Source organism: Bianquea renquensis (assembly GCF_014384895.1).
In the GTDB taxonomy this organism is placed as follows: domain Bacteria; phylum Bacillota; class Clostridia; order Lachnospirales; family Bianqueaceae; genus Bianquea; species Bianquea renquensis.
Map to the genome: position 1 here is coordinate 1 of NZ_JACRSQ010000060.1, position 7,171 is coordinate 7,171.

Annotated in this window: 5 protein-coding genes; 3 read left to right on the forward strand and 2 right to left on the reverse strand. The window is 50.5% G+C overall.

Annotated features, from left to right (window positions below):
• Positions 1–166 precede the first annotated feature (166 nt).
• Together gdhA and glgB are read right to left on the reverse strand one after the other, a co-directional pair.
• Positions 167–1,498: an NADP-specific glutamate dehydrogenase gene (gene gdhA / locus H8730_RS17005; RefSeq protein ID WP_177719130.1), complete on the reverse strand. Its 1,332-nt coding sequence runs from the start codon at positions 1,496–1,498 to the stop codon at positions 167–169.
• A 189-nt stretch (positions 1,499–1,687) separates the two neighbouring features.
• Complete coding sequence (gene glgB / locus H8730_RS17010) at positions 1,688–3,532, reverse strand: 1,4-alpha-glucan branching protein GlgB (protein WP_249290248.1); 1,845 nt, start codon at positions 3,530–3,532, stop codon at positions 1,688–1,690.
• Positions 3,533–3,720: 188 nt separating this feature from the next.
• Between glgB and H8730_RS17015 the strand changes: the two genes are divergently transcribed.
• The 3 genes from H8730_RS17015 to H8730_RS17025 all read left to right on the forward strand — a co-directional run bounded on the left by H8730_RS17015 (position 3,721) and on the right by H8730_RS17025 (position 6,924).
• Positions 3,721–4,599 (forward strand): 3-keto-alpha-glucoside-1,2-lyase-like domain-containing protein, encoded by an 879-nt coding sequence (locus tag H8730_RS17015; RefSeq protein ID WP_249290249.1) that lies wholly within the window; start codon positions 3,721–3,723, stop codon positions 4,597–4,599.
• A complete protein-coding gene (locus H8730_RS17020) occupies positions 4,548–6,416 on the forward strand; it encodes a right-handed parallel beta-helix repeat-containing protein (protein WP_249290250.1) in 1,869 nt (622 codons plus the stop codon). Before H8730_RS17015 ends, H8730_RS17020 begins: the two co-directional genes overlap by 52 nt.
• Before the next feature lie 79 nt (positions 6,417–6,495).
• Positions 6,496–6,924 (forward strand): DUF2383 domain-containing protein, encoded by a 429-nt coding sequence (locus H8730_RS17025; protein WP_177719127.1) that lies wholly within the window; start codon positions 6,496–6,498, stop codon positions 6,922–6,924.
• Positions 6,925–7,171 lie beyond the last annotated feature (247 nt).

Genomic DNA, 7,171 nt, shown 5'->3' on the forward strand with positions numbered 1-7,171 from the left:
TATAAGGCCAAATGGTGTGTATAACATAAATATCCGCCATATCTGAACACAGATATGGCGGATGCCTATAATCTTATTTTAGATATTTCGCTTGTCTACTTGACATGGGGCTGATCACAGAATCCAGACTCTTCTCTATAAGGTATAGGGTATCCGCAGATTTGGATTACATGCCCTGTGCGATCATGGCCGATGCAACCTTTTCAAATCCGGCGATGTTGGCTCCGGCTACATAGTTGCCCTCCATGCCATAGCGCTTAGAGGCCTCGTCCATCTTGTGGAAGATGGCAACCATGATGCTCTCCAGCTTTGCGTCAACCTCCTCGAAGGTCCAGCTCAGACGTTCACTGTTCTGGGTCATCTCAAGGGCGGAGGTGGCAACGCCGCCAGCGTTGGCCGCCTTGCCGGGGGCGAAGAGTACGCCATTCTCCTGCAGGTACGCGGTCGCGTCCAGTGTCGTGGGCATGTTAGCGCCTTCCGCTACGGCAAAACAGCCATTGGCCACAAGAGCTTTGGCGTCATCCAGATCCAACTCGTTCTGAGTCGCGCAGGGGAGCGCCACATCACAGGGAACAGACCAAACATTTCCACCCTCGGTGTACTGGCTATTCGGACGGTATGTGACATATTCGGACAGGCGGAGGCGTTTGACCTCTTTGATCTCCTTGATGGCTTCGAGATCAATTCCGTCAGGATCGTAGATCCAACCGGTGGAATCGCTCATGGTCACGACTTTCGCGCCCAACTGCATAGCCTTCTGCGCCGCATAGATCGCTACGTTACCGGCGCCGGAGATGACGACAGTTTTGCCCGCGATATCCTTGCCGTTGCAGCGCAACATCTCTCTTGTCAAATACAGAAGACCATATCCTGTGGCTTCCGTGCGGACGAGGGATCCGCCGAATTCCAGCCCTTTTCCCGTGAGGACGCCCTCGTAAAGGCCCCGAATTCTCTTATACTGACCGAACAAATAGCCGATCTCGCGGCCGCCTACACCGATATCACCGGCGGGAACATCAACGTCAGCGCCGATATGTTTGGAGAGCTCTGTCATAAAGCTCTGGCAGAATGCCATGATCTCACGGTCGGATTTGCCTTTGGGGTCGAAATCGGATCCACCCTTGCCGCCGCCGATAGGCAGTCCGGTCAAGGAATTTTTGAAAATCTGCTCAAAACCCAGGAACTTGATAATTCCAAGATTGACATTGTTGCGGAACCGCAGGCCGCCTTTGTAAGGGCCGATGGCATTGTTAAACTGGACGCGGAAACCGCGGTTAACCTGCATCTGCCCCTGATCGTCCACCCATGGAACCCGGAACATGATCTGTCTGTCGGGCTCCACGATGCGCTCCAGAAGCGCTTCTTTTCTGAATTTCGCTTCGTTTGCTTCAATAACGGGGCGCAGGGACTCCAACACTTCACTGACAGCCTGAATGAACTCGGGCTGAGAGGCGTCTTTTTGCTGTACGGTGGCTAAAACCTCATCTACGTAGGACATGAAATCATTTCTCCTTCTTATAAAAAGTAGGCTTAAATAAAAAAAGGCAATCCCCTCACCGTGAAAAATACGGTACGGTGATGCCTTATCCAAAGCTTGTCATAATTATACATGCTATTTTTTTGAAATGCAAGCCAATATTCGTATAAGAACGTAAAAATATTTTAGGTTATTCAATAAAGAATAAAATTATACAAAAAAGACTTTTGTCGCGGGCTTGAAAACACATCCGGTAAAAGGTGGGAGATGAAAGTGGAGGGTGGGATGCTGGGCGGAGCCCCTTGTCTTGACTGTAGGGTTTACCCTGTCAAGGCCGCCGAAGGCGGCTCGATCAGTGGAAATCAGCTCCTGGTACTCGCCACTCTGCTCCACAGAAATGGACATGGATGGGTACTCCCGGTTTGAAAAGTTTAGAACAATATACACCACCTCGCCTTGAAGATTCTTCCGCTCAAAGGCATAGACACAGGGGCAAGCGCCATGGCAGGTAACCCAGGAGAAGGCATCGGGATGAAAGTCTTCCTGGTAGAAGGCGGACTCTTGTCGATAGAGACGGTTCAGCACTTTCATATAGGCGTGAAACTTCGCGTGTTGAGGGTAGTCCAACAGATTCCAGGCCAATTCTTTGCTCTCATCCCACTCTTTGAACTCTGCTAGTTCATTGCCCATGAAGAGCAGCTTTTTTCCGGGATGGGATATCATATACAGATAGTACGTCCGCAGCTGATGGAATTTTTCCTCGTAGCTTCCATAAAATCGATCGAGAATGGACTTTTTTCCATGCACGACCTCATCATGGGACAGAGGGAGGATATAGTTCTCCTGGTACGCATAGCAGATGGAGAATGTGAGCTTGTCCCAGATCCGCGGGCGACCATTCCAAGGGGTGGCAATGTAATCCAGTCCGTCGTGCATCCAGCCAAGATTCCATTTATAATCAAAGCCCAATCCGCCGTAGACAACAGGGGCTGTAACTTTGACGTAATCAGAGGAATCCTCGGCGATGAACATGACCTGTGGATGTTTCTTTCCCACGGAGAAATTACAGTCCCGCAGAAACCAAAGGCCAGGCTCGTTGAGGCCGGCGTCCTTATGGCCGTTTCGATAGATCAAATTGGACACAGCGTCGAACCGGACGCCGTCGAAGTGGTAACGGCTTAGCCAAAAGTCCAGTGCCGATTTCATAAAGCTGATGACGTGAGGTTTCGAGTAGTCGAATAAAATGGTATTCCACGGGCTATACCGTTCCGTCTCCCGCTCGCTTTCATAGAGAAAACTGCCGTCGAATTGATGCAGTGCGTAGAAGTCGGAGACGAAGTGGAGCGGAACAAAATCCAAGATCACCCCGATTCCTGCCCCATGGCAGCGGTCGATGAGGCGCATAAGCTCCGCGGGTTTGCCGTAGCGGCTATCAGCGCTAAAATAGCCGGAGGTTTGATATCCCCAGGAAGCGTCCAGGGGATGCTCTGTCAGAGGCAAAAATTCAATATGCGTATATCCCATGTCCTGGACATACGGGATCAGGTCATCTGCCAGTTTATCATAAGATAGAAAGGGGGCGTCTGAGCTTTTCGCAGTTTTGTTTTGCTTCCAGGAGCCTAGATGGACCTCATATATGGACAAGGGGTCATGAAAGTTTTTGCTTCGTGTCTGCATCCACCCCTGATCCGACCAGGTATAGGAATCCAAATCGCAGACAATCGAGGCGGTGTTGGGGCGGAGTTCGCTGGAAAACGCGAAGGGATCCATCCGATCATACACATCGCCGCCTGCGGTTGTGATCCGATACTTATACAGCGAGCCAGGGGCTGCATCGTGGACAAAAATTGTCCAGACGCCGCATGGCTGTCGAAACATGGGATAGCCGCTCCAAGAATTGAAATCCCCGATCAGCTCCACCGCCACCGCGTTGGGCGCGTATACGGAAAAGCGCACACCGTGCTTTTCATATTCAAATGTGCAGTGAGCTCCAAAATGTTCGTAGGCGGTGAGGCTAGCTCCTCGGAGGTATTCTTGAAAGATCTGTTCATCCATTGGGTAAGCACTCCTTACAAAATCAAGATTGACGAGACATACTCTTTCTTCTGGGGGATCGTGTTGTATTCTTTAAGTATACAGGAAAACGAAAAACTTGCAAGATTTTTCGAGTCGATTTTTAAAGATCGCAACGGTTGACAGGAGTTAATGGCTATGCTAGAATGCAACAATCAGGAGGTGGCAGCATGGAACGAAATCGGCTATTTACACAAGACTTTTCAGCGCCGTTGGATGCCCGGTGGGATTACCGCCAGGATGATTCGGAGATGGAGATCAAGGATGGCGAGCTTCGGATCAAAGGAGGTGTCCCGGCATTCCTCATGGAGGCGGGGAAACCGGAATGGCGTGATTATTCTGTCAGTGGAAGAATATGTTTACACCGACTGTACGCCAATGGACAGGCCGGAATCTGCGCTCGAGTTTCCAATGATATGAAATATTGTTATCAGTTGGTCATTGCGGGGCGAGGCGAACTTCGGCTCATGAAAAACACAGATGAATGGGAGATCTTGTGGAAAAAGCCTTTTGACTATGAAAAGGATCGATGGTATACACTGAACTTGAACGTCACAGGGAATACCGTGGAAGCCACCATGGATGGAGAGCATCTCGTGACGTATGTAGACGAGGATGCGGACTTCCGCAAGATTCCCTGTGGAGGTATCGGGTTGGTGATGCACCATGGCGAGATGCGGGTATCCGAGATTGCTGTTCAAGGGGAAGAAAGCGCAATTCCGGTGATGGGGGTTTTCGTTTATAAGCAAAGTGTGACGTTGCCGTTGGGAAGCAAAAGGAAACTCTCCGCTGTGGCGTATCCTGGTGAAGCCAGCGATCGGACAATTTTGTGGGAAAGCAGCGATCCGGAAGTGGCAAGGGTCGATTGCGACGGATGGGTATTCGCGTTAAAAGAAGGCCGGACGGGGATGATTCGGCAGAGGGAACAGCGGAACGTCCCCTGCACTCCATTCAGGAGGCGCGAAATCGAATCCGGCAGCGCAAGGAGAGAAAGGATTTGCCTGAGGGCGGGGTCACCATCTATCTGCGAGAGGGAACCTATCGCCTGACAGAGTCCTTTGTGTTGACAGAGGAGGACAGCGGAATGCCAGGGCGCGAAGTCCGCTATCAGGGATATCCAGGGGAGGAAGTCCGTCTTTGCGGAAGTGTCCGCGTCAATGCCGAAGATTTTCAGGTGGTTTCCGATTCCAATACGGTGGCAAGGCTGCGGCCGCAAGCGGTAGAACATGTGCGGGTCATAGACCTGATGGAGCAGGGGATCACAGAGTATGGGCAGTTGCACACAAGAGGAATGGGACAGGATATGATTCCAATGCAGATGGAATTGACCATAGAAGATGAGGCGTACGAGCTCGCCTCCTACCCCAAAACAGGGTACAGCCATGTGGGAACGGTTCTGGATGGGCGCAAAGAGCCTGGCGCAATTTTTCAATATACGGATGATCGAGCTGAAGCCTGGACACAGGCGGAAGATCTCTGGCTGTATGGGTATCTGGAAAACGCCTATTCCGACTATTATGTGGGTGTCAGCAAGGTTGACTCGGCGGCAAAGACCTTCACCCTGCGGCATGAAACACCGCGGGGCGTCACAGAGGCGCCACCTTTTGGGGGGAAGCACAATAAGTATCGCGGCTATAACCTGCTGGAGGAGATCGAGGCGCCGGGGGAATACTACATTGACCGTGTCCACGGACGGCTCTATGTGTGGCCCAAAAGAGAGCTAGAGCCGGACAGCCGGGTGGAGCTTTCGGTGTTAGAGGAGCCTCTGATCAGCATGGAAGGCTGTCATGATATTCAATTGGATTCCCTGATTTTGGAGAACACCCGAGGCGTCGGAATTCACGAAGATTCGTGCGAAAATATCATCATTCAGAATAGTGTGTTCCGCAATATCGGCATCGTGGCTGTCAATATGGGGAAGGGATGTGCTCCTAAGTGGAGAGAACAGCCGGATACGTCGCCCGAGGCGATTTTAAAAAGCCGCCTTGTGGGCGATCTCAAAGGCTACCTATGGCGATATCCCGCCGCCGACCGGTGCGCTGGGTTTAACAACTCCATCCTAAACTGCGAGATCTATCAGATTGGATGCGGCGGCATCATCCTGGACGGCGGCAATCGCAGGCAGCTGATCCATGGGCGCAATTCAGTGGAAAATTGCAGTTTCCATCAAGTGAATCGGGTTGAGAAGGCGTACAGGGGTGGAGTTCGATTTTTGGGAATGGGGAATATGGTTTCCCACTGCACCTTCTCCGGCGCGAACCATATGACCATTGACTTTGGGGGAAATGACAATTTACTGGAATACTGCGATATCGGCGACTCAACGTGGGATTGCGGCGATATGGGAACCATCTATCACGGGGTGGATCCAACTTATTTTGGCAATGTGATCCGGTATAATCATATCCATGACACGGGGGCGAAAAATCATGTGCTGGATATCTATAATGACGGGCGGGGAAATGGACTGACAGTTGAGGGAAACTTTATAGGGAAGATTCAAACCAGCTGGTCTGGCCGGTCTGTATTTGTCAACGGAGGGCAATTTAACACCGTGCGGGGAAACTGTTGGTATCAGACGGCAGTGATCTATGAATTTCCCCCGAGATGGTATGATGGAAAAGAATTCATCATGGAAATTCTCCGCGACTGCCAGCACTGGATTCAAGCGATGGACATTGGAGGTCCGCTTTGGAGGAAACGGTATCCCAAGCTGGCGCTGTTGGCCGGCGATTGCCATGAGCTTTCCTATTCTCCGCTGAACAACGTATACACAGATAGCAAGGTGTTTGAGACAGTGGAGGCGATGCTGACGGATCCAAAGGTTGACGCAAATCGCTTCAGACAGATTGGCCGGTATCAATAAAACTTCCGGCCAAAACAAAAATAAGCAAGGCGAATAAGATGGCCCACCTTATCCGATACTAGAGGTGAGGTGATTAAAAATGACACAAGATATTGAAATGCTGGACTATATCTGTAAAAATGCAGAGATGGGCCGTGATAATCTATCCCACATTCTGGATAAGATCGAGGACGCCGAGCTGCACAAATGCCTGGTCAGCCAGATGGAGGAATACCAAAAGACCTATGACTCCGCCTATGAAATGCTGGACAATCTGGGGCATAAACCGGAGAGCGCCGGTGTCATGGCGAAAACCATGGCACATCTCACATCCGATGTCAAGACCATCAGCGATAATTCTCCATCGAAGATTGCGGAAATGGTAATTCAGGGAAATACCATGGGCGTCACAAAGATGACAAAGCGCATTCACGAGTATGACGGCGATAACAAAAAAATCGTTGCGTTGGCGCAAAAACATGTAGCCATGGAAGAGGACAATATTGAAGAGATGAAGAAATTTTTGTGATGGTAGATCCAAGAAAGAGGTTGTCGTGAATATGGCCCCTGATAGGTAAGAAGGAGACAGTCCTTTAGAAAATCAGGCTTTATCGAAGCTTTGGATTTTTGTCGGACTGTCTCCTTCTTTTAGAAGTCTCTGTTGCAGGGCGGAAAATCCCCTTGTTTGGATTTTGAAAAGCGCTCCTCGGTCTAAGCTGCTTTCTGCCCCTTTTTTTCCTTCCTAGTTTGCGATTTCCTGAGGTTGAGTGTGACGA